Genomic DNA, 24,027 nt, shown 5'->3' with positions numbered 1-24,027 from the left:
GCTCAGCGCCCCGGCCGGACGCCCCAGGCGCCGCGCCACGTCTGCCCGGCGTCCAGCGTGATCACGTCCCGGCCGGACCGGAACGCGTCCGGCGGGCACGTCATCGGCTCCACCGCCACCGAGCGGCGGTGCCGCTCGCCACCGAGCGTGTCCCCGGTGAACACCTGCCACCAGCCGAACTCGCGGTCCGCCCAGACCGCCAGCCCGGACGAGCCGTCCGGCGCGCCGAGCGTCACCGCCGAACCGCCGTCGGCGTCCCGCTCCACGTCCCCGAAGGCCAGGTCGAGCACCAGGTCACCGATCGGCCGGGGCGCGGTGAAGTCGTACTCGGTGCCGGCCACCGGGCTGGCGCCCACCGGCAGCAGCCGGCCGTCCACCAGCACCCGGTTCCGCCCCGGCACCCGCAGCACCAGCTCGTCCACGCCCACCTTGGGGAGCTGGAAGTAGGGGTGCACGGAGAAGCCGAACGGCGCCGGCTCGGCGGAGAGGTTCGTCACCTCGTGCTCGGCGCGCAGACCGTCCGGGCCGACGCTCCACCGGCTGCGCAGCCGCAACGCCCACGGGTAGCCCGGGGTGGGCGGCAGGTCGTAGCCGAGCGTGACGCTCGCCGGCGACTGCTCGACCAGCTCCCACCGGACCCAGTTGACCAGGCCGTGCAGCGCGTTGTGCCGCTCCGGCTCGGTCAGGTCGAGCTGGAGCGAGCGGTCCCCGAACGTGTACGCGCCGTCCCGGATCCGGTTCGGCCAGGGCGCCAGCACGTGCCCGGCCGAGCCGGGGCTGAGCTCGTCCTCGGCGTACCCGTCGAGGTAGTCCACCCCGTCGTGCCGATAGGCCCGCAGCCCGCCACCAACCTCCACCACGACGGCCTCGTGGCCGTCGGCGGAGATGGTCCACTGTGTTCCGGACGGTGCCCGCTCGTCGATCCCCATTCGGCGACCCTATCGTCACCGACGGTCCTCGGTGGGAGCGGTGGCGCGATAGCGCAGCAACGCGGGGAACGCCGTCACCAGCAGCACCGCCAGCACGGCGGCGGCGATACCGCCACCGACCATAGCGACGCCGGTGCCGAACCCGGCGGCCGTCACGCCGGCCCGCAGGTCACCCAGGCGCGGGCCACCGGCCACCACCACCGTGTTCACGCCCTGGAGCCGGCCGCGCATCCGGTCCGGCGCGTACACCAGCAGCATCGACTGCCGCAGGGTGGCGCTGACCAGGTCGGCGGCGCCGGCCACGCCGAGCAGCAACACCGCCAGCCAGAGCCGGCCGGCGAGCCCGGCCAGCGCGATGGCCACGCCCCAGCCGACCACCGCCACGGTGAGCGCCAGCCCCTGCCGGCGCACCCGGCCGATCCAGCCGGAGGTGAGGCCGCCGAGCATCGCGCCGATGGCGATGGCGCTGTAGAGCCAGCCGACCGCCGCGCCGCCACCGAAGCGCTCCTGCGCCAGCTCCGGGAAGAGCGCCCGCGGCATGGCCAGGATCATCGCGATCAGGTCGATGGCGAACGACAGCAGCAGCACCGGCGTGGTGGCCAGGTAGCGGAAGCCGTCGACGACGCTGCTCAGCCCGGCCCGGCGGACACCGCCGCCCGGCTCCGGCTCCGGCGGCATCGCCGGCAGCCGCAGGGTGGCCCAGAGCGACACGGTGAACAGCAGCGCGTCCAACCCGTACGCGATGGGCAGCGCCGCGTCGACCCGCCAGGTGGCGAAGATCAGCCCGGCGGCCAGCGGCCCGGCGACCGCGGCGGCGGTGAACGTGGTGTAGTTCAGCGTGGTCGCGGCCGGGACCAGCTCGGCCGGCACCAGCCGGGGCAGGATCGCGCTGCGGGCCGGGGAGGTGATCGCGAACGCCACCGACTGCACGCCCACCAGCAGCAGGAGCAGCACCGGGCTGCGCGCGCCGACAAGTGACTGCACCAGCAGCCCGAGCGTCGCCGCCCAGAGCAGCGCGCCGCCCGCGAGCAGCACCCGCCGCCGGTCCCGGGCGTCGGCGACCGCGCCGCCCCAGAGCCCGAAGACCAGCAGCGGCACGAAACCGGCGACGCCGAGCAGCCCGACCCAGAACGAGCCGCCGGTCAGGTCGAACATCTCCACCGGCACCGCCACGGCGGTGAACTGGAAGCCGAACATCGCCACCGCGTTGCCGAGCCACACCCGCCGGTAGGCGGGCACGCGCAGCGGGCGCAGGTCGATCGCCCAGCGGCGGGGTCCGCGCGACCGGGCCTTGGTGACCTCCGTCACGGTGCGAGCCGCTCGACGACCCACACCCCGTCGGCGGTACGCCGGAACCGCAGCCGGTCGTGCAGCCGGCTGGCCCGGCCCTGCCAGAACTCCACCGTCTCCGGGCGGACCCGGAACCCGCCCCAGTGCGGCGGGGCGGGAATCGACCCGACGCCGGCGAACCGCTCCGCCGCCGCCCGGTACGCCTCGTCCAGCGCGGCCCGGTCCGGGACCACCGCCGACTGGGTGCTGGCCCACGCGCCGAGCTGCGAGCCGCGCGGCCGGCTGGCGAAGTACGCCTCGGTCTCCGCCCGGTCGACGTGCGCCACCCGGCCGGTGACGGTCACCTGCCGCTGCATCGGGAACCACGGGAAGACCAGGCTGGCCCACGGGTTGGCGGTCACCTCGGCGCCCTTGCGCGAGCGGTGGTTGGTGTAGAAGACGAAGCCCTCCGCGTCGTAGCCCTTGAGCAGCACGGTGCGTCCACTGGGCCGGCCGTGGTCGTCGGCGGTGCCGACCACCATCGCGTTCGGCTCGGGCAGCGGATGCGCCACCGCGTCGGCGAACCAGCGGGCGAACTGGCTGTGCCAGTCCGGTGCCAGGTCCGGTTCGGTTAGGCCCAGGTCGGCGGCGTACTCGTTACGCATGCCGGCCGGAGCGGGTGTGTCGCCTGTCACGTTGGCCGTCCCTCTCCCGGGCGTACCGGCGTCCCCCGACGCTGGCCAGGCCCCGACGCCTAGTCTTCTCCTGTCCGCATGCGCGTCCACCGGCGGGGATGTCGCGTGGCGCACAGTCGCTGCGGGTCGCGCAGCCGGTTACCCACCGGGCAAGATGTTTCGAACCACATCCCTGAGGGGTCGCCTGAGCTACGGGGCTGGATCAGCCCGCCCGGGCGCACCGAGCCGGAAGCCAGGAGACGACATGTCCGATTTCAAGCCGGGTCTGGAGGGCGTCGTAGCCTTCGAGACCCAGATCGCCGAACCCGACCGCGCGGGTGGATCGCTGCGCTACCGGGGCGTGGACATCGAGGATCTGATCGGCCAGGTCTCCTTCGGCAACGTCTGGGCGCTGCTGGTGGACGGTCGGTTCGGCCCCGGCCTGCCGCCGGCCGAGCCGTTCCCGGTGCCGGTGCACTCCGGCGACATCCGCGTCGACGTGCAGTCCGCGGTCGCCATGCTGGCCCCGTACTGGGGGCTCAGTCAGCTTCTCGACATCTCCGACGCCCAGGCCCGCGAGGACCTGGCCCGGGTGTCGGTCACCGCGCTCTCCTTCGTCGCCCAGTCGGCGCGCGGGCTGGGCCTGCCGGCGGTGCCGCAGAAGGAGATCGACAAGGCGGAGACGATCGTCGAGCGCTTCATGAAGCGGTGGCGCGGCGAACCCGACCCCCGGCACGTCAAGGCCGTCGACGCGTACTTCATCTCGGCCGCCGAGCACGGCCTGAACGCCTCCACCTTCACCGCCCGGATCGTGGCCTCCACCGGCGCGGACGCCGCGGCCTGCATCTCCTCCGGCATCGGCGCACTCTCCGGCCCGCTGCACGGCGGCGCGCCGTCCCGGGTGCTCAGCATGCTGGAGTCGGTCGAGCGCAGCGGCGACGCCGAGGGGTACGTCAAGGGCGTGCTCGACCGCGGCGAGCGGCTGATGGGCTTCGGGCACCGGGTCTACCGGGCCGAGGACCCGCGCGCCCGCGTGCTGCGGCGCACCGCCAAGGAGCTGGGCGCGCCCCGCTTCGAGGTCGCCGAGGCGCTGGAGAAGGCCGCCCTGGCCGAGTTGCAGGCCCGCCGCCCGGACCGCGTCCTCGCCACCAACGTCGAGTTCTGGTCGGCCGTGGTGCTGGACTTCGCCGAGGTGCCGGCGCACATGTTCACCTCGATGTTCACCTGTGCCCGGATGGGCGGTTGGTCCGCGCACATCCTGGAGCAGAAGAAGCTGAACCGGCTGGTCCGCCCGTCCGCCACCTACGTCGGCCCGGGCACCCGCAAGCCGCAGCAGGTCGAGGGCTGGGACGCCATCCCGCACGGCGTCTGAGTTGTAAGGAGGGGCCCCCTCTTAACGCTTCAGGCATAGGCGGGGCCCCTTCTTAACGCCCGCCTGTGGCGTACGCCTCAGCACTCGCGGTGGGACCAGCGGGTGGTGCCGGCCGGGCGGGTGCGAGGATGAAGGCCGGCAGCGCTGCCGGCCGGGTTCGGATCCCGGCCGCCCCGTGCGTCCGGCGCACGAGCCGGTCGTCGGTCCGCGCCCGCAGGAAGGGCCCGCCCTCGCCCATGCGGAAGGATCGAGACAACCGTGGCTGACGCACCGACCATCCGGATTCCCGACGACCTCAAGCCCGCCGACGGCCGTTTCGGCTGCGGCCCGTCCAAGGTTCGTCCGGCGGCGGTCTCCGCGCTCGCCGACGTCGCCACCAGCTACCTGGGCACGTCGCACCGGCAGAAGACGGTCCGCGACGAGGTCGCCCGGCTGCGCCGGGGCATCGCCGAGTTCTTCTCCCTCCCCGAGGGCTACGAAGTGATCATCGGCAACGGCGGCACCACCGCGTTCTGGGAGGTCGCCACGTTCGGCCTGGTCCGCGACCGGGCCCAGTTCGCCAGCTTCGGCGAGTTCGGCGCCAAGTTCGCCAAGTCGGTCGCCGACGCCCCGTTCCTGGGCGAGCCGACCGTGCGCAAGTCGGCGGCGGGCAGCGCCCCGACGCTGGTCGCCGAGACGGGCGTGGACGTCTACGCCACCCCGCACAACGAGACCTCCACCGGCGTGGCGGTGCCGATCAGCCGGGTGCCGGGCGCCGACGAGGGCTCCCTGCTGCTTGTCGACGCCACGTCCGGCGCCGGCGGGCTGGACGTCGACGTCGCCGAGACCGACGTCTACTACTTCGCCCCGCAGAAGTGCTTCGGCTCCGACGGCGGCCTCTGGCTGGCGCTGATGTCGCCGGCCGCGCTCGCCCGGGCCACCGAGATCAAGTCCTCGGGCCGCTACATCCCGGCCTTCCTGGACCTGGTCACCGCGATCGACAACTCGCGGCTGGAGCAGACCTACAACACCCCGGCGCTGGCCACCATCTTCCTGGCCGCGGAGCAGACCGACTGGATGAACTCCCAGGGCGGGCTGGCCTGGGCGGCCAAGCGCACCGCCGAGAGCGCCGGCATCGTGTACGGCTGGGCCGAGCGCTCGTCGTTCGCCACCCCGTTCGTGGCGGACCCGGCGCTGCGCTCCAACGTGGTCGCCACCGTCGACTTCGCCGACGGGGTGGACGCCACCGCGATCGCCAAGGCGCTGCGCGCCAACGGCATCGTGGACACTGAGCCCTACCGCAAGCTCGGCCGCAACCAGCTCCGGGTCGCGCTCTTCCCGGCCGTCGAGCCGGCCGACGTCGAGGCGCTCACCGCGTCCATCGACTACGTGGTCGAGCGACTCTGATCACGCCGTGACGCTGGGTGGTCGTCGGGGCTCCGGCGGCCACCCACCGTGATCATCGCCGCAGCTCAGTCGCGACATGCCGGGGTGTCGCAGTCCCCATCGTCGGGTAGATGAGCGTACGGTGGTGGGGACGCCCCGGGTGGCCGGCTCGTGGCGTGACGGCCAGCGAAGCGGGACGGAGGCAAGCCCATGCGCCCAGTACGCTTCGTCGCCCTTTCCGAGGACGGCCAGGCCCTGGTGCTCACCGACGAGGTGGGCCGCCTGCTCGCGCTCCCCATCGACGAGCGCGTGGCCTCGGTGCTGCACGCCGAGCCGGGCGCGACCCCGCTCGCGGTGGTGCCGGCCTCCACCGATCCCACGCCGTCGCTGTCCCCGCGCGACATCCAGGCCCGGATCCGTTCCGGCGAGTCCGCTGAGGACGTCGCCCGCATCGCCGGCGTGCCGGTCGACCGGGTGCTGCGCTACGCCGGCCCGGTGCTCCAGGAGCGGGCCATGCTCGCCCAGCACGCCCGCCGCACCCGACTCAAGGGCGCCGAGAAGCCGACCCCGCTGGCCGAGGTGGTCAACGGCCGGCTGGCCCAGCACGGCATCGACACCGAGAAGATCTCCTGGGACGCCTACCGCCGCGACGACGGCACCTGGCGGATCATCGCCACCTGGCCGTCCGGCAAGGCCACCGCCCAGGCGGTGTGGGATCTCGACAAGTCCCGGCAGAACGTCATCGCGCACGACGACATGGCGCAATACCTGTGCGCCGAGCGGCCCACGCCGATCCTCGGCCAGGAGCCGGCACCCGAGCGGGGCGGCCACGCGCTGCCCGGCCCGTCGCGCGGCGAGCCGAGCCGGGGCGGGCACGGCCTGCCGTCCGGGGTCGAGCAGGCCCGTCCGGGGCGCGACCCGATCCGTGCCGGCCGGGACGCGCTGCTCGCCTCGCTGGACCGGCCGCTCGGCGGCACGTCCGGCCGCGGTCTCGACACCCGTTCCCCGGCCGCGCTGGCCGGTTCGGAGGCACCCCGCCAGCGGGCTGTCGCCGGGGGTGCCGCCGCGCTGCTCGGCGGCGGGCAGGGTTCGGCGTTCGACGACGACTCGGACGCGCCGAAAGAGATCCCCGCCGTGCCGTCGTTGGCCGTGCTGCGGCCGCGGCGCACCGGCAACCCGCCGGCGTCCGGCGGCTCCGGCGCCGAGTCCGGTGAGGCCGGCGGCAAGCCACGCAAGCGGCTTCCGAGCTGGGACGACGTCCTCTTCGGCAGCGGCCCGGCGGCCCGCGAGTCCTCCTGATCAACCGGTGACAGGCCGGGCACTCGACGGGCCCGGGTCTCACAGGGGCCAGGCGGCGAGGCGGGTGTGGTGGGTGCGGGCGCCCGGGTGGCTGCGGACCGGGACCAACTCCTCGGCGGGCCACTCGGGGCCGGCGTACCCGTGCAGCGTCTCCCGGTCGGCGCGCACGTCGACGCGGTCGCCGGGGCGGGCGATGGTCAGGTGGGGCCGGAACGGCTTGTCGTCGTACGGCAGTCCGGCCCGACGCAACGCGTGACGAACCAGGCGGGCCAGCGCGTCCAGCGCGTCGGTCTCGCCGCGCACGTCCACCCAGAGCACGGTGGAGCGGCCCTGGCCGAAACTGCCCCCACCGCCGAGGCGCAGCCGCGGTGCGCTGCCCCGACCGTCCCGGAAGGACTCCGCGGCCAGACCGAGTGCGCTCGTCACCTCGACCAGCCGGTCGTCCGGCACCTCACCGAGGAAGGCGAGCGTGAGGTGGAGGTGGGTGGGGTCGGCGAGCCGGACGTGCACGCCGGCGGCGGACGCGACGCCGACGCGCAGCCCGACGACCCGGGCGGTGAGGTCGGTGACCGCCGCCGGGGGCGGGTAGACCGCCGCGAAGAGCCGCACCCGGTCAGCGGTGCCGCTGGTGGTGCGCCGCCCGGGCGGCCGGCAGCGTCAGCCCGGCCGCGTGCAGCAGGCCCTCCACCCGAACCCGTTCGATCTCCCGGTCGACGCCGTTCAGCTCGGCCAGGTGCTCGGCGATGCCGAGGGCGTGGCAGGCGGCGCGCAGCCGCTCGTCGTACGCCTCGATGACCGCGCCGTGCCACACCACCGAGCGGTCGGCGGCGGCGAGCCGGTGGCCGCCGAGCCGGCGCAGATCGGTGGCGAGCTGCTCCAGCGGGCGGCGGCCCTCCCGCTCGAACTCGGTCAGGTCGATGTCGCGGGTCAGCGCCTCGGCCTCGATGGCGCGATCGAGCCGGGCGATGGTGCGGCGCTCACGGCGCTGCTCGCGCCACTCGGCCCACCCGCACGCGAACCGGTCGATGATCTCGTCGGCGCAGAAGACCAGCGCGAACACGGCAGGGAGGCAGCAGACAGCGAGGATCGCCAGCGCCAGCAGCAGCCCCTGCCCCAATCCCACACATCGACGCTAAGCCCTGTCGACCGCACCCGCCACCCGTTTGCCGAAACCCGGCGGTACGCATTTGTGCGGTGTTAAGCGGGGCCCCCTTTTATGCAGAATGCGTTAAGAGGGGGCCCCTCCTTTCACTCGGCCCGGGGGGACACCACGTAGAAGCGCGGCATCGGCAGCACCCGCAGCCGTAGGCGCGCGCCGGAGCGGCGCAGTTGCCAGGTGAGCGCCAGCAGCGCGGCGGCCAGCGAGATGAGGCCACCGATCCAGATGCTCGCGCCGGCGCCGAACGTCTCGGCCGTCCACCCGATGATCGGCGCGCCGACCGGGTTGGTGCCCAGGAACACCAGCACCCACAGCGCCATCACCCGGCCCCGGAAGGACGCGTCGACGCCGAGTTGCACCCGCTGGTTGGCGGCCTGGGCGAAGAAGATCATGAAGAACCCGGTGGGCGGCAGCAGCGCCACCACCATCCAGTACGCGGGGGCGAGCCCGACCAGCGTGCCGAAGCTGGCGCAGCCGATGGCGGCGCCCAGCACCAGCCAGACCGAGGGGCGGCTGCGCCGGCCGGTGCCGGCGAGCGCGCCGACCAGCGCGCCGACCGCCAGCACGGTGCTGAACAGGCCGAACGACGCGGCGCCGGTGTTGAAGACGGTCTTGGCGAGCGCGGCGAGGGTGAGCTGGAAGTTGAACAGGCTCATCCCGATCACCGACATGACGACCATCGGCAGCAGCAGGTCAGGGCGGCGCGCCACGTACCGCAGGCCGTCCACCACCCGGGCCTGGTCCCGTTCACCGGCCGGCGGCAGGTCCTTGCGGTGCAGTTCGGCGGGGCGCATCTTGACCACGTTGACCAGCGGCGCGATGGAGCTGAGCGCGGTGACCAGGAAGACCGGGCCGACGTCGAACGCGGCGATGGCCAGGCCGGCGACGGCGGGGCCGACGATCCGGGCGGAGTTGAACACGGCCGCGTTGAGCGAGAGCGCGTTCGGCAGCAGCGTCACGCCGACCAACTCGGAGACGAACGCCTGCCGCACCGGGGTCTCGACCGCGTTGGCGACACCGAGCAGCGCGGCGAACGCGAACACGTGCCAGAGCCGCACCACGCCGGTGACGACCAGCATGCTCATCCCCAGCGCCAGCACGGTCCAGAACGCGTTGGCGACGAAGAGCAGCATCCGCTTGTCGTACCGGTCGGCGAGGCGGCCGGAGAGCAGCGTGAGCAGGAGTACGGGAGTGAACTGCAACGCGGTGACCACGCCGAGCGCGGTGGCGGAGTTGTTGCTCAGCTCGAGGACGAGCCAGTCCTGGGCGATGAACATCATCCAGACGCCGATCAGTTTGATCAGCTGCCCGGTGGCGAAGAGTCGGTAGTTGCGGACTCGTAGGGACTGGAACATCGTGCTCAGCTTGGCCTGCACTCTAGGTGCGCCTCCTCGCGTCAGGTACGCCTCATCGACAACTGACGAAGCGGACCGCGCGACGCGGGGTCAGCCGCGGGCGATGCCCTGGAGGATGTCGGCGGCCCGCCGCAGCGTGTCGCGTTCCTCCTCGGTGAGTGCGGCCAGTCGGCTGGCCAGCCACTCGTTGCGGGCGCGCTCGAACTGGTCGAGCACGGCCCGTCCCCCCTCGGTCGCCGCCAGGATGACCTGCCGTCCGTCGGTCGGATGGGGGGTGCGCTGCACGAGGCCGCGCTCCTCCAACTTCGCGACGATCTTCGTCATCGTCGGCGGCTGCACCCGTTCGACGTCGGCCAGTTCCCGTGGCGTGAGGGCGCCCGCCAGCTTGAGGCTGGTGAGCGCCGACAGCTGGGTGACCGTGAGGTCGCCGACCGGTCGGGCCTGTCGGACCCGCCGGTTGAGTCGGGTGATCGCATCACGCAGCTGGGGGGCCAGCTGCGCCGGTGGCACGCGTTTCGCCGTCACCGTCCGCTCCGTCACACTCGTTAGCTTAACTAATGAGCCTGGCTAACGACGTCCGTTATGACCAGGCTCACCAGCGTCAGAGCAGCACGGACTCGATCGGCCCGCGCAGGAAGTAGAGGACGAACAGGGCGGCCACGCCGTACAGCAGGGGGTGGACCTCCCGGGCCTTGCCCTTCGCCAGCTTCACCAGCACGTAGCTGATCACGCCGGCCCCGATGCCGTTCGAGATGGAGTACGTGAACGGCATCAGCACGATGGTGAGGAACGCCGGGATCGCGATCTCGTAGTCGGTCCAGTCGATGGTCCGGACCGCCGTCATCATCAGGAAGCCGACCACCACCAGCGCGGTCGAGGCGGCCTCGAACGGCACGATCGCCGACAGCGGCGCGAGGAACATGGCCAGCAGGAACAGGCCGCCGGTGACCAGGTTGGCCACGCCGGTCCGGGCGCCCTCACCGACACCGGCGGCACTCTCGATGTACGACGTGTTGCTCGACACCGACGCCGCGCCACCCGCGGCGGCGGCGATCGAGTCGACGAGCAGGATCTCCTTGGCGCGCGGCGGAGTGCCCTGCTCGTCGAGCATGTCCCCCTCCTGGCCGATCGCGACCATCGTGCCCATGGTGTCGAAGAAGTCCGTGATCAGCAGCGTGAAGACGAACATCAGCGGGACCAGCCAGCCGACCCGGGTCCACGAGTCCAGCACGTTGAAGTTGCCCAGCAGCGACAGGTCCGGCAGGTCCACCACCTGCTTCGGCAGCTCGGGCACGTTCAGCGCCCAGCCCTTCGGGTTCGGCTTGCCGTCGACGAAGGACGGGCCGATGTTGCCGACCGCCTCGACCACGACGGCCAGCACGGTGGAGGCCAGGATGCCGATCAGGATCGCGCCGCGCACCCGCCGCACGACCAGCACCACGGTCACCAGCAGACCGACCACGAACACCAGCATCGGCCAACTGACGATCTTGCCGTTGATGCCCAGCCCGACCGGCACGGTGGTGTTCGCGGCGTCCGGGACCCGCCGCACGAACCCGGCGTCGACCAGGCCGATGATGGTCAGGAACAGGCCGATGCCGACCCCGATGGCGGTCTTGAGCTGCGTCGGCACCGAACGGAACACCGCGGTACGCAGCCCGGTGAGCACCAGGATGCCGATCAGCACACCCTCGATGACCACCAGACCCATCGCGTCCGCCCAGGTCATCTGCGGCGCGATCTCGAAGGCCACCAGCGCGTTCACGCCCAGCCCGGCGGCCAGCGCGATCGGGAACCGGGCCACCACCCCCATCAGGATGGTCATCAGGCCGGCGACCAGCGCGGTCGCCGCGGCCAGCGCCGGGATGGCGAGGGTACGCCCGTCGGCGTCCTCCGCGCCGCCGAGGATCAGCGGGTTCAACACCACGATGTACGCCATCGTGAAGAACGTGGCGAAGCCACCTCGGATCTCCCGACCCGTGGTGGACCGGCGGGCGGAGATCTCGAAGAAGCGGTCGAACGCGTTGCGCGGGTGCGCGGGATCGGGCGGTGTGCCGTGGTCCGCCGGCGGGGCAATGGCCATCGGGTCCTCATCTTGTCGATCAACCGGTTTTGTCGCGCGCATCGTGCCAGATCACCCGGCGGACAGGAAAGAACGATCACGTACGCTGGGCCGGTGCCCCAGGAGCAACAGCCGCGGCCGGAGCCGCTCGACCCGCCGATGGTGCCGTTCGCCGTCGCCGGGCTGATCGCCTGGGCGGTGGCCGGTCTGGTGCTGCTGATCTTCTGCCGGGACTGGCTCACCGCGCACGGCCACCAGAACTGGCTCTGGACCTGCCTTGCCGGTTTTCTGTGGGGCTTTCCCGGTTTGGCCACCATGATGCGGCACGACGCCAACCGGCGTCGCCGCCGGGCGGCCGCCGGGCGTCAGCGCTGACCGGTCAGGAGTGCGCGTACGGCTCCGCCGGCTCGGCCGCCTCCACGGAACCGCTGGCCCGGCCGACCGGCATCGCCTCGACCGCGCTGTCGTCATAGATGGTGGGCAGCTCGGCGACCGGCGTCTCGGTCGTGTCGACGAGCGTCTCCGAGTGCGCGCCGCAGCCGTGGTCGGCGCTCACCACCCGCCCGTCGTCCGGGGCGAAGAAGTTGCCGCACGCCCCGAAGGCCTGCCGCAGCGAGCCGGCCAGCGGCAGGTAGAAGCCGCAGGTGCCGCAGCGGGCGGCGGCCGGCGCGGCGGCCGAGATGGCGGCGTCCGGCCCGTGGTCGCCGTCGTACCACCGCTGGGCGGTGTCCGCGCGCCCCTCCCGGGACAGCACTCGGGCCCGGCCGAGGCCCAGCTCCCAGGCGGTCTCCTCCACGGCCGGATCGTCGGAGAGCAGGTACCCGGGGGCGAGCCGCTCGTCGTCGGCCGGGGTGGGCAGCAGGTCACCTGGGCCCAGGTCGCCCGGCTTGAGCCGCTCCTGCCAGGGCAGCCAGCCGGGGGCGAGCATCGCGTCCGAGCCGGGCAGCAGCACGGTCTCGCAGATGGTGACGTGCTTGCTGCGCGGCACCCGGGTCACCGTGACGGCCCAACGCCAGCCGCGATAACCGGCCATCCGGCAGTCGAAGTAGTGGGTGACGACCCGGTCGCCCTCGGCGACGGCCTGGAGGTGGTCACCGACGTCGGTCGGCTCCACCTCGGTGATGGCGTCGCGGGCCACCTCGACGGCGGCGGCGCATACCTGGTCGAGCCGGGGGGCGCGGGCGGAGGCGGGCCTGGTCACTCCACCATTGTTCCCCATGCCCGTCGGCGGGTTCTCTCCGGGTGATGCGGCACGCACGGAGTAGATGGGTCAGGATGGGACACATGGCGCTGTCCTCCCGCTCCGGCCGCTCCTTCCTCGGGCGGACCGTGGGCACCGGCATCCGCGCCACCCGGCTGTTGCTGCGGGGCTCGCTGCACGGCGGGCGCTGGATGACCCGCCGGGCCGGCACCGCCCGGGCCCGCAGCGCCGGCAACGAGGTGGGCATGGTCCGCCTGTTCGACCTGCACGCGCTCTCCTGCGCCGGCGACACGCTGATCGCCATCGGCCTGGCCGGGACGATCTTCTTCGACGTGCCGCTGGGCGAGGCGCGCAACAAGGTCGCGCTCTACCTGCTGGTGACCATGGTCCCGTTCGCCATGCTCGCACCGGTGGTCGGCCCGCTGCTCGACCACTTCCGCCACGGCCGGCGGTACGCGCTGGCCACCACCATGCTCGGCCGGGCGTTCCTGGCCTGGCTGATCTCCGACTACATGGGCGGGCTCGGGCTCTACCCGGCGGCCTTCGGGGTGCTCGCCCTCTCCCGCGCCTACGGGGTGGCCCGTTCGGCGGCGGTGCCCCGGCTGCTCCCCGACGGGTTGGGGTTGTCCCAGGTCGGCGCGCGAGCCAGCGTCTACGGCACGGTGGCCGGCGCGCTGGTCGCCCCGATCGGGTTGGCCGCGTTCTGGTTCGGGCCGCAGTGGCCGCTCCGGGTCGCCACGGTGATCTTCCTGATCGGCATGGTCGTCTCGCTCCGGCTGCCGCCCAAGGCCGACTCGGAGCCGCCGGAGCGCATGCCCCACCCGCTACGGGCGATGCGCCGCCGTGACGGCGAGCGCCCGCTGGGCCGGGGCCGCCCCGCCGGCCGCCTGGTGATCGCCACGTTGATCGGGGCCGCGGCGCTACGCGGGATCTACGGCTTCCTGCTGCTCTTCCTCGCCTTCGCGATCAAGGGCGGCGACCTGACCACCGACTTCTTCGGCCGCGAACTGGGCGCCCAGGCCGCGCTGGGCCTGGTCGGCGGCGCGCTGGCGGTGGGCACGTTCCTGGCCACCGCGCTCGGCACCCGGCTGCGCATCCACCGGCCGACCGCGATCCAGTCCAGCGGCTCGATCATCGTGGCCGGCGTGGCGCTGCTCGCCGCGATCAAGTTCTCGCTGCCCATGGTGGCGCTGCTCTGCCTGGTGGCGGCGCTGATGAGCGGGATCGCCAAGCTGGCGGTGGACGCCTCGATCCAGGAGCGCATCCCGGAGCGGCTGCGGGCCAGTTCCTTCGCGCACTCGGAGACCGCGCTGATGCTCGCGTTCGTGGCCGGCGGCGGGCTGGGGCTGGTGCCGTTCACCGGCCTGATCGGGGTGGCGGTAGCCGCCGGCGTGGCCGCGCTCGTGGCCGTACGCGGTGTGCTGATCGCCGGCCGGCTGCGCGGCGAACACCTGGTCGGTCGCCCACTCGGCGACGACGAGGTGATCAGCGGGCGGGCGACACCGCCGGTCACCTCGTTCGACGACCCGGCACCCACCTCGCCGGCGCCGCAGCGGGTCGACATCCCCCCGCCGGACGACGACGCGCTCGCTCCGCCCGGCTTCCACATCTACCGCCCCTCCTCGTCGGTAGGCGGGGTCGGGGCGGCGGAGGACGAGAACCGGCGCGATCCCCGGGGGCCGGTGGCGTGACCGGTCTGCTGGTGGTCACGGCGGTGCCCGCCGAGGCCGAGGCGGTCCGCGCCGGCCTCACCGACCCGACCGTGACGGTACGACCGATCGGCGTCGGCCCGGCCGTCGCCGGCGCCGCCACCGCGCGCCTGCTGGCGCTGGCCGAGGCGGCCGGCCGGCCGTACCGGGCGGTGGTCAGCGCCGGCATCGCCGGCGGCTTCGTCGGCCGGGTCGCGGTCGGCGGCACCGTGCTGGCCGACCGCAGCGTCGCCGCCGACCTCGGTGCCGAGTCGCCGGCCGGGTTCATCCCGGTCGAGGAGCTGGGTATGGCACCTGAGCTGCTGGGCGGCGGCCGGACCGTGCCCGCCGACCCGGCCCTGCTGGACGCGCTGCGCGCCGCGCTGCCCGCGGCGACCGTCGGCACCGTGCTCACGGTCAGCACCGTGACCGGCACCGCCGCCAGCACCGCCACGCTCGCCGACCGGCACCCGGACGCCGTGGCCGAGGCCATGGAGGGGTACGGCGTCGCCGTGGCCGCCGCCCACGCCGGGGTCCCCTTCGCCGAGCTGCGGACCATCTCGAACCCGATCGGCCCGCGCGACCGTGGCGCGTGGCGCATGCGCGAGGCGTTCGCCGCCCTCACCTCCGCAGCCGCGGCGCTGCGTCAGCCGTGAGGTCGAACCGCATCACCGCCGCGTCTCTCGACTCGACCCGGAAGCCACAGTCGCGCAGCAGGCAGGCTCCGGTCCCGTCGGTGACGGCATGCGCCGACGACACGCCGCACCGCGCCATCTCCGTGGTCAGCGCCGCCACCAGCCGCCGGCCGACACCGAGCAGCCGGTACGCCGGCGCGACGAGCACCTCGTCCAGCACGAGGTGGCGTAGACCCGGCAACCGGTAGCCGAGGAGCAGTTCGTCGCTGCGCTCGTGTGCGCGCAGTTCACCGACCAGCTCGCCGTCCGGCAACTCGGCGACGAATCGCCAGGACGTCGCCGGGGACGTCGGGTCGGCGTGCCGCCGGATCCGACACGCCCGGCGCACCCGGGCCCGGGCCCGGTCGTGGTCCCGGCGCTCGCGGTCGAGGCGGTACGTCACGGCCGGCAGGGCCGACGCGTAACCCGACAGGCCCGGGAAGTGCGCCCACCAGGCTCCCGGCCAGTCCTTCGGCTCGCGCACCTCCCGGGCGTCCAGGTGCGCCGGGCAGTGCCGCCCCGCCGCGTCGCGCAGCTCCTCCGGCGCCGCCGAGGGCGGCCCGTGCCCCTCGCCGGGCGGCAGCACCAGGGTGATCCGCCCACCCGCCGCCGTGACCAGCCGCTCGACGGTGTGGAAGCTCGGCCGCGCCGACCGCCCGCACTCGATGCGGGCGACGGTCGTCTGCGGCACTCCCGACCGCGCGGCGAGCTCACGTTGGCTGAGGTCGGCCGCCCGGCGCACCGCCCGCAGCGTCGCACCCAGATCGGTCGTCAGCGGCTCGGCGGATAGGTCAGCGGATAGGTCAGCGGGCGGGTCAGCGGGCGGGTCGGCGGGCGGGTCGGCGTCGGCGTCGGTCACCACGCCATGCTCGGGCCGTCACCGCGCCGGCCGCCACCCCGCCGCATCCTCCTGTGGACAACCCTGTGGAAAAGTCACTCCGCTGGGGATGAGGTGGTCCTCCCGATGCCCTGCGAACTTGATGGCACAGATGGGTCAGACGCGCCGCCCCGATGCCCGACCCGTCCACGCCATCAAGTTCGCAGGGACCAACGAACACCACCTCCGTCATCCCCGGGAGCGAGCGAGCCGCCTCGGTCACACCGGCCGGGCCGGCCCGGCGGGCGGCATCGCGGGCGGCGTTACGGGCGGCGTTACGGTGGGGGCATGGCGCTCTCCCTGGCGATCTCCCCCTGCCCGAACGACACGTTCGTCTTCGACGCGCTGGTGCACGGCCGGGTGGCCGGTGCGCCGCCGGTCGAGGTGACCTACGCGGACGTGGACGTCACCAACACGGCCGCCGAGCGGGGAGCGTTCGACCTGGTGAAGGTGAGCTACGCGGCGCTGCCGTGGCTGCTCGACGACTACCATCTGCTGCCCTGCGGAGGCGCGCTGGGCCGGGGCTGCGGCCCGCTGGTGCTCACCCGGGGCGACCGGGCCGACCTGTCCGGCGCGACGGTGGCGGTGCCCGGCGAGCGGACCACGGCGTACCTGCTGTTCCGGCTCTGGGCCGCCGGGCGGACGCCCAAGCGGATCGAGGTGGTGCCGTTCCACGAGATCATGCCGGGCGTGGCGGCCGGCCGGTACGACGCCGGCCTGGTGATCCACGAGGCCCGCTTCACCTACCCGCGCCACGGGCTGACCGCGCTTGTCGACCTGGGCGAATGGTGGGAGGGCGACACCGGGCTGCCGATCCCGCTCGGCGCGATCCTGGCCCGGCGTGGCGCGGTCGACCCGGTCGCGGCCGCCGCCTGGGTCCGCGAGTCGGTGCGGCAGGCCTGGGCGGACCCGGAGGCCAGCCGCGGGTACGTCCTCGCGCACGCGCAGGAGATGGAGCCCGACGTGGTGGACCGGCACATCGGCCTCTACGTCAACGAGTTCACCGCCGACCTGGGTGAGGCCGGCTTCGCCGCCGTGGAGGCGCTGCTGGGCCGGGCCGCCGACGCCGGGCTCGTCCCTCAGACCTCCAGCTCCCGCGCCACCGCGTGGACCAGCTGAGCGATCTTCTGCGCGGCCTTGCGATCCGGGAAACGACCCCGGCGCAGGTCCGGCTGGACCTTCGCCTCCAGCACCTTGATCATGTCTTCGACCAGGCCGTGCAGTTCCTCGGCCGGCCGACGACGCAGCTCCGCCACGGACGGCGGCGCCTCCAGCAGCTTCACGCCCATGGCCTGGGCGCCCCGCCGGCTGTCCACCACGCTGAAATCGACCCGCTGGCCACCCTTCAGGTCGGCGACACCCGCCGGTAGCGCGCCCTTGGGCAGGAACACGTCGCCACCCTCGTCACTGGTGACGAACCCGTATCCCTTGGCCGCGTCGTACCACTTCACTCGACCCGTCGGCACCTGTCGAACCCCGCTCCACTCGAACCGTCTACCCCTCCAAGGCTAGCCCGATGATCCGGTCCACCGCCGCCGGGAATTCGCCGAGATCATCAAGCACCAGTTCGGCCCCGGCCGCGCTCAACTCGGCCGCCGAGCAAGGGCCCGTTGCCACTCCCACGCCTGGGATTCCCGCTGCTCGTGCGGCCGCCATGTCGGCCACGTGGTCACCCACGTAGAGCGTCGCACCGTGCTCCCGCAGCGCGGTCGCCTTCTGCTCCGCGAACAGGTCGCCGGCCAGCTCGTCGACGGCCAGGTCGAGGTGATCCAGGTGCAGTTTCGCCAGCCGGCCGATCTTCGAGGTCACCACCATCACCCGCCCACCGCGCTCGTGCACCGCGCGCACCGCGGCCTCCGCGCCCGGCATCGGCACCGTCGGCGTGATCGCGTACGCGGGATACAGCTCGCGGTAGAGCGTCACCGCCTCCTCGATCCGCTCCGGCGGAAACCAGTGCGCCAGCTCGGTACGCAGCGGCGGGCCCAGCCGGGACACCGCCAGTTCCGCGTCCACCGGCACGCCGGTGCGCTCGGTCAGGGCCCGGTACGCGGCGGCGATCCCGGGACGGGAGTCGACCAGGGTCATGTCGAGGTCGAAGCCGACCATCAGCGGAGACATGCCGAGAACGTACCCAGCGGGCTAGCGTGGTACGACGATGACCACCTCACTCGCCGACCATCTGCGGGCCCTCCCCGACGAGTCGCTGGCTGCCCTGCTCCAACTGCGGCCGGACCTCGTCGTGCCGGTGCCGGCGGACGTGTCCGCTCTCGCCCTGCGCGCCCAGTCCCGGGTCTCCGTGGCCCGGGCGCTCGACGGGCTGGACCAGTTCACCCTCCAGATCCTCGACGCCGCCCGGCTCACCCGGGGCCCCGACGGCGCCACCTCCACCGACCAGATCCTCGCCACGGCCACCGCCGGGCCGCACCCGCCCGCCCCGACCGCGGTCCGGGCCGCCGTCGACCGGCTCCGGGCGCGGTTCCTGCTGTACGGCCCCGAGCACGACCTGACCGTGGTCGGCGGCGTCGACGAGGTGTCCCCGTACCCGGCGGGGCTGGGTCGCCCGGCGGCGGAGCTGGACGCGCGCGCGGCGGCCCTCTGCGCGGACCCGGCGAAGCTGCGGCGGGCGCTGCTCGCCGCGCCGCCGTCGGCCCGGGCGGTCCTGGACCGGCTCGCCGCGGGGCCGCCGGTCGGCACCGTGGCGCCCGGCGCGCTGGAGGCCCCCGCCACCGGCGGCGAGGACGTGCTCCCACCCGACCTGGTCAACGGCGGCGCGCCCACCGGCTCCCCGATCCGCTGGCTGGTCGAGCACCACCTGCTGGTACGGATGTCCGGCGGTCCCCACGGCACGGTCGAGCTGCCCCGGGAGGTGGGGCTGGTGCTGCGCCGCGACACCGGTCCGCTCGGCCCGCTGCGCACCAGCCCGCCCGAGGTGTCCGCCCCGCCCCGGGAGACCAAGGCCGTCGACTCGGCCGGGGCCGGGCAGACCATGGAGGTGGTCCGGCACACCGAGGCGCTGCTGGAGGCGCTTGTCGTCGAGCCGGCCCCGGTCCTGCGGTCCGGCGGCGTCGGCGTACGCGACCTGCGCCGGCTCGCCCGGCTCCTCGGGCTGGACGAGCCGACCACCGCGCTGATCTTCGAGGTGGCGTACGCGGCAGGGCTGACCGGCGAGCTGGAGCTGACCGGCGCGGCCACCACCCGGTACGGCGGCGACCAGCAGATCGCGCCCACCGGCGGGTACGAGGTGTGGCGCGCGGCGTCGCTCGCCCAGCGCTGGGAGCAGCTCGCCCGGGCGTGGCTGGCGATGACCCGGCAGGTGGGCCTCGTCGGTCAGCGGGACGACCGGGACCGGCCGATCTCGGTGCTCTCGCCGGAGGCGGAACGTGCCGGGGCGCCGGCCGCCCGCCGCGCGGTGCTCGCCGTGCTGGCCGACCTGCCGGCGGCCACCGCGCCGACACCGGACGAGGTGCTGGCGCTGCTGGAGTGGCGGGCGCCCCGACGGGCCCGGGGACGGGAGACGGCGCACCGCGACGTGCTGGCCGAGGCGGCCCGGCTCGGGGTGACCGGGCTGGGCGCGCTCACCTCGTACGGGCGGCTGCTGCTGGCCGAGCTGGCCGACGCCGACGAGCGCGGCGACGACCCGCTGGGGCTGCGCTCCGACGCCGAGTCGGGCGACCCGTCGACGGCGGTACGCGCACTGGACGGGCTGCTGCCCGCCCCGGTCGACCACTTCCTCGTACAGGCCGACCTGAGCGTGGTGGTGCCCGGCCCGCCCGACCCGGCGCTCGCCGCCGAGCTGGACGTGGTGGCCGAGCACGAGTCGACGGGCGGGGCGAGCGTGCACCGGGTGACCACGGCCAGCATCCGACGGGCACTGGACGCCGGGTACACCGCCGACGACCTGCACGCGCTGTTCCGCCGCCGGTCGCGTACCCCGGTGCCGCAGGGGCTGACCTACCTGGTGGACGACGTGGCCCGCAAGCACGGCGGGCTGCGGGTCGGTTCGGCCGGGGGCTACGTGCGCAGCGACGACGAGGCGCTGCTCACCGAGGTGCAGGCGGACCGGCGGCTGGAGTCGCTGGCGTTCCGCCGGCTGGCCCCGACCGTGCTGGTCACCCCGTACCAGGTCAACCGGATGCTGCTCGCGTTGCGCGACGCGGGATACGCGCCGGTGCCCGAGGACGCCAGCGGCGCGACGGTGCTGTCCCGGCCGAAGAACCGGCGGGCGCCGGCCCGGACGCCGCTCACCGGCCGGACGGTGGACCCGCTGGCCACGCCGAGGCTGCCGATGCCCCGGCTGCTCGGCGTGGTGGAGCAGATCCGCCGGGGCGAGGCGGCGGCCCGGGCGGCGCGGCGGGCCCCGGCGGTGGTCCGCGGCGGGCCGGCGGTCACCGGCCCGACGGCGGTGCCCGGGCACGGCGACGCGTTGGCGGTGCTCCAGCAGGCGGTACGGGACAAGGCGCGGGTCTGGGTGGGTTACGTCGACGCGCACGGGGCGACCGCGTCCCGGCTGGTCCGACCGGTCTCGATCGGCGCCGGCTACCTGCGCGCCGAGGACGACCGCACCGAGATGCTGCACACGTTCGCGCTGCACCGGATCACGGCCGCCGTGCTGGAGGAGTGACTCACTCCCCGTTGCGGCGCAACGTGCCGATCACCGAGATCGCCAGCAGCAGCGCGAACGCCGCGCCGGCGGACTCGCCGACCGAGTCGACGAAGCCCTGCCGCTGCACCAGCAGCCCGAACAGGAACCAACCGAACACGCCCGCGGCGGCGGTCGCGTAGCCCACCAGCACCGCGGTGGAGACCTGCGGCGGCGTCCGCTCGTCCTCGGGAAGCACGTCCTGATCGACGGTCATGCCAGCCCCTCCCCGCCCCGTGGTGGACCCGGCTTCCAGAGTGGCACCGACCGAACCGCGCGGACAGGGGTTAAAACCCTGATCCGGACGGTCCGGTCACGGGCGGCGGCCGAACACCACCACCCGGGTGCCGACCGAGCCCAGCTCCCAGAGGCGGACCGCGTCGCGGTGCAGCAGGTTGACGCAGCCGTGCGAGCCGATCGCGCCGTTGTGCAGGTAGGTGGTGGTCTCGTGGAAGCCGATGCCGCCGTTGAACTGCTGCCAGTACGGCAGCCACACCTCGTACGGGTTGGACCACTCGCGCAGGTTCTTCCAGCCGACCGAGTACGTGCCGGCCGGCGTGGCGTAGCCGGACATGCCGGTGCGGGTGACGGTCGGGCCGAGCACCACCTTGCCGCCGCGCATCGCCCACACGGTCTGCCGGGTCAGATCCACGCAGAACGTGAGCCGGGTGCCGGCCCGGCAGCGGGACACGTCGGTGTCGGCCAGCCGCTTCGCCACGTCGTACGTGGTGGGGCCGGCGCGACCGGAGGCCGGGCTGATGCCGTACCGGGTCTGGAACTTCTTGATCGCGACGCAGTCGGCGGCGGACTGCGCGCCGTCCACGGTCAGCGTCCCGAACCCGCCCAGCCGGCTCAGGTAGCGCTCCACGGCCCGCTGCTGCTCGCCCTGCGGGCACCCGGCGGACCGGCTCGGCTCCGGCCTGGGTTTCGGGGAGGCGGTCGCCGACGGCGACCGGGAGGGTTTCGGCGTGGCCGTCCGGCTCGGCTGCGCCGACGGGGACGTGGCCGACCGTTCGGGCGTGGGCGGCGCGCTCGCCCCCGATGCTCCCTCCGTCAGCCCGACCGGCGCGGGGGTGGTGACCCCGGCGCCCTCCGTCTGCGGATCGAGCGCGCACGCGCCGACGCCGACCAGCACGACCACCGCCAGGCCGGCGACCCGGGCGAGAAACCGGACACGCTTCATGGGCCCTCCCTGGACAGTTGTCCCGCTTGCTAGACGTGTGAGAGGAGTATGACGTTGCCTGTCCAGCGAGACTTTTTTCCGACATTCCCCGGCGTGCAACACTGGATGGTCCGCCTGCGGCAGGTCAGCCGCCGTGCGGGCAGGTTTCCGGGCCAGGCGAGGAGGACGCGGCGTGAGCGGTGGACCACTGATCGTGCAGTCGGACAAGACGCTGCTGCTGGAGATCGACCACCCGGATGCGCAGGCCTGCCGGATGGCCATCGCGCCGTTCGCCGAGTTGGAGCGCTCCCCCGAGCACGTGCACACGTACCGGCTCACCCCGCTGGGGCTGTGGAACGCGCGGGCGGCCGGTCACGACGCGGAGGGCGTGGTCGACTCCCTGATCAAGTATTCGCGCTACCCGGTGCCGCACGGGCTGCTCGTCGACGTGGCCGAGACGATGGACCGGTACGGCCGGCTCCAGCTCGCCAACGACCCGGTGCACGGGCTGGTGCTGCGTGCCCTGGACCGGGTGGTGCTGATCGAGGTCGCCAAGAGCAAGAAGCTCGCCGGCATGCTCGGCGCGAAGCTGGACGACGACACCATCGCGGTGCACCCGTCCGAGCGGGGCCGGCTCAAGCAGGCGCTGCTCAAGCTCGGCTGGCCGGCGGAGGACCTGGCCGGGTACGTGGACGGCGAGGCACACCCGATCGAGCTGGCCGAGTCCGGCAAGGACGGCGGCAGGCCGTGGACGCTGCGGTCGTACCAGCGGGAGGCGGTGGAGGCGTTCTGGGCCGGCGGGTCGGGCGTGGTGGTGCTGCCCTGCGGCGCCGGCAAGACGCTGGTCGGGGCCGCGGCGATGGCGGAGGCGAAGGCGACCACGCTGATCCTGGTCACGAACACGGTGGCGGGCCGGCAGTGGAAGCGGGAGCTGATCGCCCGCACGTCGCTGACCGAGGAGGAGATCGGCGAGTACTCGGGCGAGCGCAAGGAGATCCGTCCGGTCACCATCGCCACGTACCAGGTGCTCACCTCGCGGCGCGGCGGCGCGTTCACCCACCTGGACCTGTTCGGCGCCCGCGACTGGGGCCTGGTCGTCTACGACGAGGTGCACCTGCTGCCCGCGCCGATCTTCCGCTTCACGGCGGACCTCCAGGCCCGCCGCCGGCTGGGCCTCACCGCGACGCTGGTACGCGAGGACGGCCGGGAGGGCGACGTGTTCAGCCTGATCGGCCCGAAGCGGTACGACGCGCCGTGGAAGGACATCGAGCAGCAGGGCTGGATCGCGCCGGCGGAGTGCACCGAGGTACGGGTGACGCTCACCGACGCGGAGCGGCTGGCGTACGCGACGGCGGAGGCGGAGGAGCGCTACCGGATGGCGGCGACCGCCCGCACCAAGCTGCCGGTGGTCCGCGCGCTGGTGGAGCGGCACCCGCAGGAGCAGGTGCTGGTGATCGGTGGTTTCCTCGACCAGTTGCACCAGTTGGGGGAATACCTGGACGCGCCGATCGTGCAGGGGTCCACCACGAACAAGGAGCGTGAGCGGCTGTTCGACGCGTTCCGCTCCGGTGAGATCCGCACCCTGGTGATCTCGAAGGTGGGCAACTTCTCGATCGACCTGCCGGAGGCGGCGGTGGCGATCCAGGTGTCCGGCACGTTCGGGTCGCGGCAGGAGGAGGCGCAACGGCTGGGCCGGGTGCTCCGCCCGAAGGCCGACGGCCGGCAGGCGCACTTCTACACCGTGGTCTCGCGGGACACCATCGACACCGAGTACGCCGCGCACCGGCAGCGGTTCCTGGCCGAGCAGGGGTACGCGTACACGATCGTGGACGCCGACGACGTGCTCGGCCCGAAACTGCCGACGGTCGAGTAGGGCGAATCGGGTCCGCCCGGCTGTCGGTCCACAGTGGCACAATCGTGGCCGTCACTGGACACCGGAAGGGACCCGAGTGAAACGACGTATTCTCTCCGCACTGACGGTCGCCACCGTCGGCCTCGCCGGCGCGGCCGTGGCGGCCACGCCGGCCTCGGCGAGCGACGCGCCCGGCGTCGTCTGCAACCTCACGCAGAACACCTGGCTGCGGGCCGCGCCGCACGGCATGGTGCTGCGCACCCTGACCGCCGGGCGTGGGTTCCGCGCGCACGGGGGCTGGGCCGAGGACGACGACGCCTGGGTGTACGGCCACGGCGCCGAGGACCCGTCGCTGGACGGCTGGGTGCCGCTGGGCAACACGACCTGCTGATTCGGGCTGCTGTTTCGGGCAACGGAGGGGACGGCCGAGGTGCGAGGTGGCCGTCCCCT

Annotated in this window: 24 protein-coding genes; 10 read left to right on the top strand and 14 right to left on the bottom strand. The window is 73.8% G+C overall.

Annotation, left to right across the window (positions count from 1 at the left end):
* Positions 1-2: 2 nt before the first annotated feature.
* From OG767_RS03805 to pdxH, 3 genes are read right to left on the bottom strand one after another with little or no spacing between them, the layout of a single operon-like run.
* Complete coding sequence (locus tag OG767_RS03805; protein WP_405092172.1) at positions 3-929, bottom strand: aldose 1-epimerase family protein; 927 nt, start codon at positions 927-929, stop codon at positions 3-5.
* A gap of 15 nt (positions 930-944) precedes the next feature.
* Positions 945-2,237, bottom strand: coding sequence for an MFS transporter (locus OG767_RS03800; protein ID WP_405092170.1), 1,293 nt, complete (start codon positions 2,235-2,237; stop codon positions 945-947).
* Positions 2,234-2,863: a pyridoxamine 5'-phosphate oxidase gene (gene pdxH, locus OG767_RS03795; RefSeq protein ID WP_405094125.1), complete on the bottom strand. Its 630-nt coding sequence runs from the start codon at positions 2,861-2,863 to the stop codon at positions 2,234-2,236. Before pdxH ends, OG767_RS03800 begins: the two co-directional genes overlap by 4 nt.
* A 274-nt stretch (positions 2,864-3,137) precedes the next feature.
* Here pdxH and OG767_RS03790 point away from each other — a divergent pair, with 274 nt between their 5' ends.
* The 3 genes from OG767_RS03790 to sepH all read left to right on the top strand — a co-directional run bounded on the left by OG767_RS03790 (position 3,138) and on the right by sepH (position 6,908).
* Positions 3,138-4,244, top strand: a complete 1,107-nt coding sequence (locus OG767_RS03790) for a citrate synthase 2 (protein WP_281943411.1) — start codon at positions 3,138-3,140, stop codon at positions 4,242-4,244.
* A gap of 258 nt (positions 4,245-4,502) precedes the next feature.
* Positions 4,503-5,630, top strand: coding sequence for a phosphoserine transaminase (gene serC, locus OG767_RS03785; protein ID WP_405092169.1), 1,128 nt, complete (start codon positions 4,503-4,505; stop codon positions 5,628-5,630).
* A gap of 189 nt (positions 5,631-5,819) precedes the next feature.
* Entirely contained in the window at positions 5,820-6,908 is a 1,089-nt protein-coding gene (sepH, locus tag OG767_RS03780; RefSeq protein WP_405092168.1) for a septation protein SepH, read from the top strand.
* Between the two features lie 39 nt (positions 6,909-6,947).
* Here sepH and thpR read toward each other — a convergent pair whose 3' ends face one another.
* From thpR to OG767_RS03755, 5 genes are all read right to left on the bottom strand, one after another.
* Positions 6,948-7,517: an RNA 2',3'-cyclic phosphodiesterase gene (gene thpR, locus OG767_RS03775; RefSeq protein ID WP_405092167.1), complete on the bottom strand. Its 570-nt coding sequence runs from the start codon at positions 7,515-7,517 to the stop codon at positions 6,948-6,950.
* Positions 7,518-7,521: 4 nt separating this feature from the next.
* On the bottom strand, positions 7,522-8,031 hold the full coding sequence (locus tag OG767_RS03770) for a hypothetical protein (RefSeq protein ID WP_405092166.1): 510 nt from the start codon (positions 8,029-8,031) through the stop codon (positions 7,522-7,524).
* Positions 8,032-8,156: 125 nt separating this feature from the next.
* Positions 8,157-9,443, bottom strand: a complete 1,287-nt coding sequence (locus OG767_RS03765; RefSeq protein WP_405092165.1) for an MFS transporter — start codon at positions 9,441-9,443, stop codon at positions 8,157-8,159.
* Positions 9,444-9,512: 69 nt separating this feature from the next.
* Positions 9,513-9,962: a MarR family winged helix-turn-helix transcriptional regulator gene (locus OG767_RS03760; protein WP_281943423.1), complete on the bottom strand. Its 450-nt coding sequence runs from the start codon at positions 9,960-9,962 to the stop codon at positions 9,513-9,515.
* Between the two features lie 61 nt (positions 9,963-10,023).
* The gene (locus OG767_RS03755) at positions 10,024-11,505 is read right to left on the bottom strand and encodes an NCS2 family permease (RefSeq protein WP_405092164.1); all 1,482 of its coding nucleotides are present in this window, start codon (positions 11,503-11,505) and stop codon (positions 10,024-10,026) included.
* Positions 11,506-11,643: 138 nt separating this feature from the next.
* Between OG767_RS03755 and OG767_RS03750 the strand changes: the two genes are divergently transcribed.
* Positions 11,644-11,859: a DUF2530 domain-containing protein gene (locus tag OG767_RS03750; protein WP_405094124.1), complete on the top strand. Its 216-nt coding sequence runs from the start codon at positions 11,644-11,646 to the stop codon at positions 11,857-11,859.
* 4 nt (positions 11,860-11,863) lie between these two features.
* Here OG767_RS03750 and OG767_RS03745 read toward each other — a convergent pair whose 3' ends face one another.
* Positions 11,864-12,703 (bottom strand): DUF3027 domain-containing protein, encoded by an 840-nt coding sequence (locus OG767_RS03745; RefSeq protein ID WP_405092163.1) that lies wholly within the window; start codon positions 12,701-12,703, stop codon positions 11,864-11,866.
* 65 nt (positions 12,704-12,768) lie between these two features.
* On the opposite strand from OG767_RS03745, the gene OG767_RS03740 reads away from it, so the two are divergent.
* Positions 12,769-14,376 carry an MFS transporter gene (locus tag OG767_RS03740; RefSeq protein WP_405092162.1) on the top strand — a complete coding sequence of 536 codons (1,608 nt, stop codon included), beginning with the start codon at positions 12,769-12,771 and terminating at the stop codon, positions 14,374-14,376.
* Positions 14,373-15,029 (top strand): futalosine hydrolase, encoded by a 657-nt coding sequence (locus tag OG767_RS03735; protein WP_405092161.1) that lies wholly within the window; start codon positions 14,373-14,375, stop codon positions 15,027-15,029. Before OG767_RS03740 ends, OG767_RS03735 begins: the two co-directional genes overlap by 4 nt.
* On the opposite strand, the gene OG767_RS03730 is transcribed toward OG767_RS03735, so the two are convergent.
* Positions 14,995-15,906 carry a GNAT family N-acetyltransferase gene (locus OG767_RS03730; RefSeq protein ID WP_405092160.1) on the bottom strand — a complete coding sequence of 304 codons (912 nt, stop codon included), beginning with the start codon at positions 15,904-15,906 and terminating at the stop codon, positions 14,995-14,997. The two genes, OG767_RS03735 and OG767_RS03730, sit on opposite strands and share 35 nt — an antisense overlap.
* Before the next feature lie 306 nt (positions 15,907-16,212).
* Here OG767_RS03730 and OG767_RS03725 point away from each other — a divergent pair, with 306 nt between their 5' ends.
* Positions 16,213-17,043, top strand: coding sequence for a 1,4-dihydroxy-6-naphthoate synthase (locus OG767_RS03725; RefSeq protein WP_405092159.1), 831 nt, complete (start codon positions 16,213-16,215; stop codon positions 17,041-17,043).
* Here OG767_RS03725 and OG767_RS03720 read toward each other — a convergent pair.
* Together OG767_RS03720 and OG767_RS03715 are read right to left on the bottom strand one after the other, a co-directional pair.
* Positions 17,004-17,390: a cold-shock protein gene (locus OG767_RS03720; protein WP_073826071.1), complete on the bottom strand. Its 387-nt coding sequence runs from the start codon at positions 17,388-17,390 to the stop codon at positions 17,004-17,006. The two genes, OG767_RS03725 and OG767_RS03720, sit on opposite strands and share 40 nt — an antisense overlap.
* Positions 17,391-17,418: 28 nt before the next feature.
* Positions 17,419-18,042: an HAD family hydrolase gene (locus tag OG767_RS03715; protein ID WP_405092158.1), complete on the bottom strand. Its 624-nt coding sequence runs from the start codon at positions 18,040-18,042 to the stop codon at positions 17,419-17,421.
* A gap of 37 nt (positions 18,043-18,079) precedes the next feature.
* Here OG767_RS03715 and OG767_RS03710 point away from each other — a divergent pair, with 37 nt between their 5' ends.
* Positions 18,080-20,545: a helicase-associated domain-containing protein gene (locus OG767_RS03710; protein ID WP_405092157.1), complete on the top strand. Its 2,466-nt coding sequence runs from the start codon at positions 18,080-18,082 to the stop codon at positions 20,543-20,545.
* A 1-nt stretch (position 20,546) separates the two neighbouring features.
* On the opposite strand, the gene OG767_RS03705 is transcribed toward OG767_RS03710, so the two are convergent.
* Together OG767_RS03705 and OG767_RS03700 are read right to left on the bottom strand one after the other, a co-directional pair.
* On the bottom strand, positions 20,547-20,780 hold the full coding sequence (locus OG767_RS03705) for a hypothetical protein (protein WP_281942742.1): 234 nt from the start codon (positions 20,778-20,780) through the stop codon (positions 20,547-20,549).
* A 96-nt stretch (positions 20,781-20,876) separates the two neighbouring features.
* Positions 20,877-21,746, bottom strand: coding sequence for a L,D-transpeptidase family protein (locus OG767_RS03700; protein ID WP_405092156.1), 870 nt, complete (start codon positions 21,744-21,746; stop codon positions 20,877-20,879).
* Positions 21,747-21,918: 172 nt separating this feature from the next.
* Here OG767_RS03700 and OG767_RS03695 point away from each other — a divergent pair, with 172 nt between their 5' ends.
* Entirely contained in the window at positions 21,919-23,598 is a 1,680-nt protein-coding gene (locus OG767_RS03695) for a DNA repair helicase XPB (protein WP_405092155.1), read from the top strand.
* A 76-nt stretch (positions 23,599-23,674) separates the two neighbouring features.
* A complete protein-coding gene (locus OG767_RS03690; RefSeq protein WP_405092154.1) occupies positions 23,675-23,968 on the top strand; it encodes a hypothetical protein in 294 nt (97 codons plus the stop codon).
* Positions 23,969-24,027 lie beyond the last annotated feature (59 nt).

Origin of the sequence: Micromonospora sp. NBC_01392 (assembly GCF_045040125.1) — a bacterium.
GTDB lineage: Bacteria > Actinomycetota > Actinomycetes > Mycobacteriales > Micromonosporaceae > Micromonospora.
The sequence above is the reverse complement of the archived record's forward strand: the minus strand, read 5'-3'. Positions and strand labels throughout refer to the sequence as shown.

Bases quoted from the DNA above. Each gene is read 5' to 3' on its own strand.
- pdxH (WP_405094125.1), bottom strand. From the start codon at position 2,863: ATGCGTAACGAGTACGCCGCCGACCTGGGCCTAACCGAACCGGACCTG.
- OG767_RS03750 (WP_405094124.1), top strand. From the start codon at position 11,644: ATGGTGCCGTTCGCCGTCGCCGGGCTGATCGCCTGGGCGGTGGCCGGT.
- sepH (WP_405092168.1), top strand. From the start codon at position 5,820: ATGCGCCCAGTACGCTTCGTCGCCCTTTCCGAGGACGGCCAGGCCCTG.
- OG767_RS03805 (WP_405092172.1), bottom strand. From the start codon at position 929: ATGGGGATCGACGAGCGGGCACCGTCCGGAACACAGTGGACCATCTCC.
- OG767_RS03745 (WP_405092163.1), bottom strand. From the start codon at position 12,703: ATGGGGAACAATGGTGGAGTGACCAGGCCCGCCTCCGCCCGCGCCCCC.
- OG767_RS03715 (WP_405092158.1), bottom strand. From the start codon at position 18,042: ATGTCTCCGCTGATGGTCGGCTTCGACCTCGACATGACCCTGGTCGAC.
- OG767_RS03725 (WP_405092159.1), top strand. From the start codon at position 16,213: ATGGCGCTCTCCCTGGCGATCTCCCCCTGCCCGAACGACACGTTCGTC.
- OG767_RS03790 (WP_281943411.1), top strand. From the start codon at position 3,138: ATGTCCGATTTCAAGCCGGGTCTGGAGGGCGTCGTAGCCTTCGAGACC.
- OG767_RS03740 (WP_405092162.1), top strand. From the start codon at position 12,769: ATGGCGCTGTCCTCCCGCTCCGGCCGCTCCTTCCTCGGGCGGACCGTG.
- OG767_RS03700 (WP_405092156.1), bottom strand. From the start codon at position 21,746: ATGAAGCGTGTCCGGTTTCTCGCCCGGGTCGCCGGCCTGGCGGTGGTC.
- OG767_RS03755 (WP_405092164.1), bottom strand. From the start codon at position 11,505: ATGGCCATTGCCCCGCCGGCGGACCACGGCACACCGCCCGATCCCGCG.
- OG767_RS03705 (WP_281942742.1), bottom strand. From the start codon at position 20,780: ATGACCGTCGATCAGGACGTGCTTCCCGAGGACGAGCGGACGCCGCCG.
- OG767_RS03710 (WP_405092157.1), top strand. From the start codon at position 18,080: ATGACCACCTCACTCGCCGACCATCTGCGGGCCCTCCCCGACGAGTCG.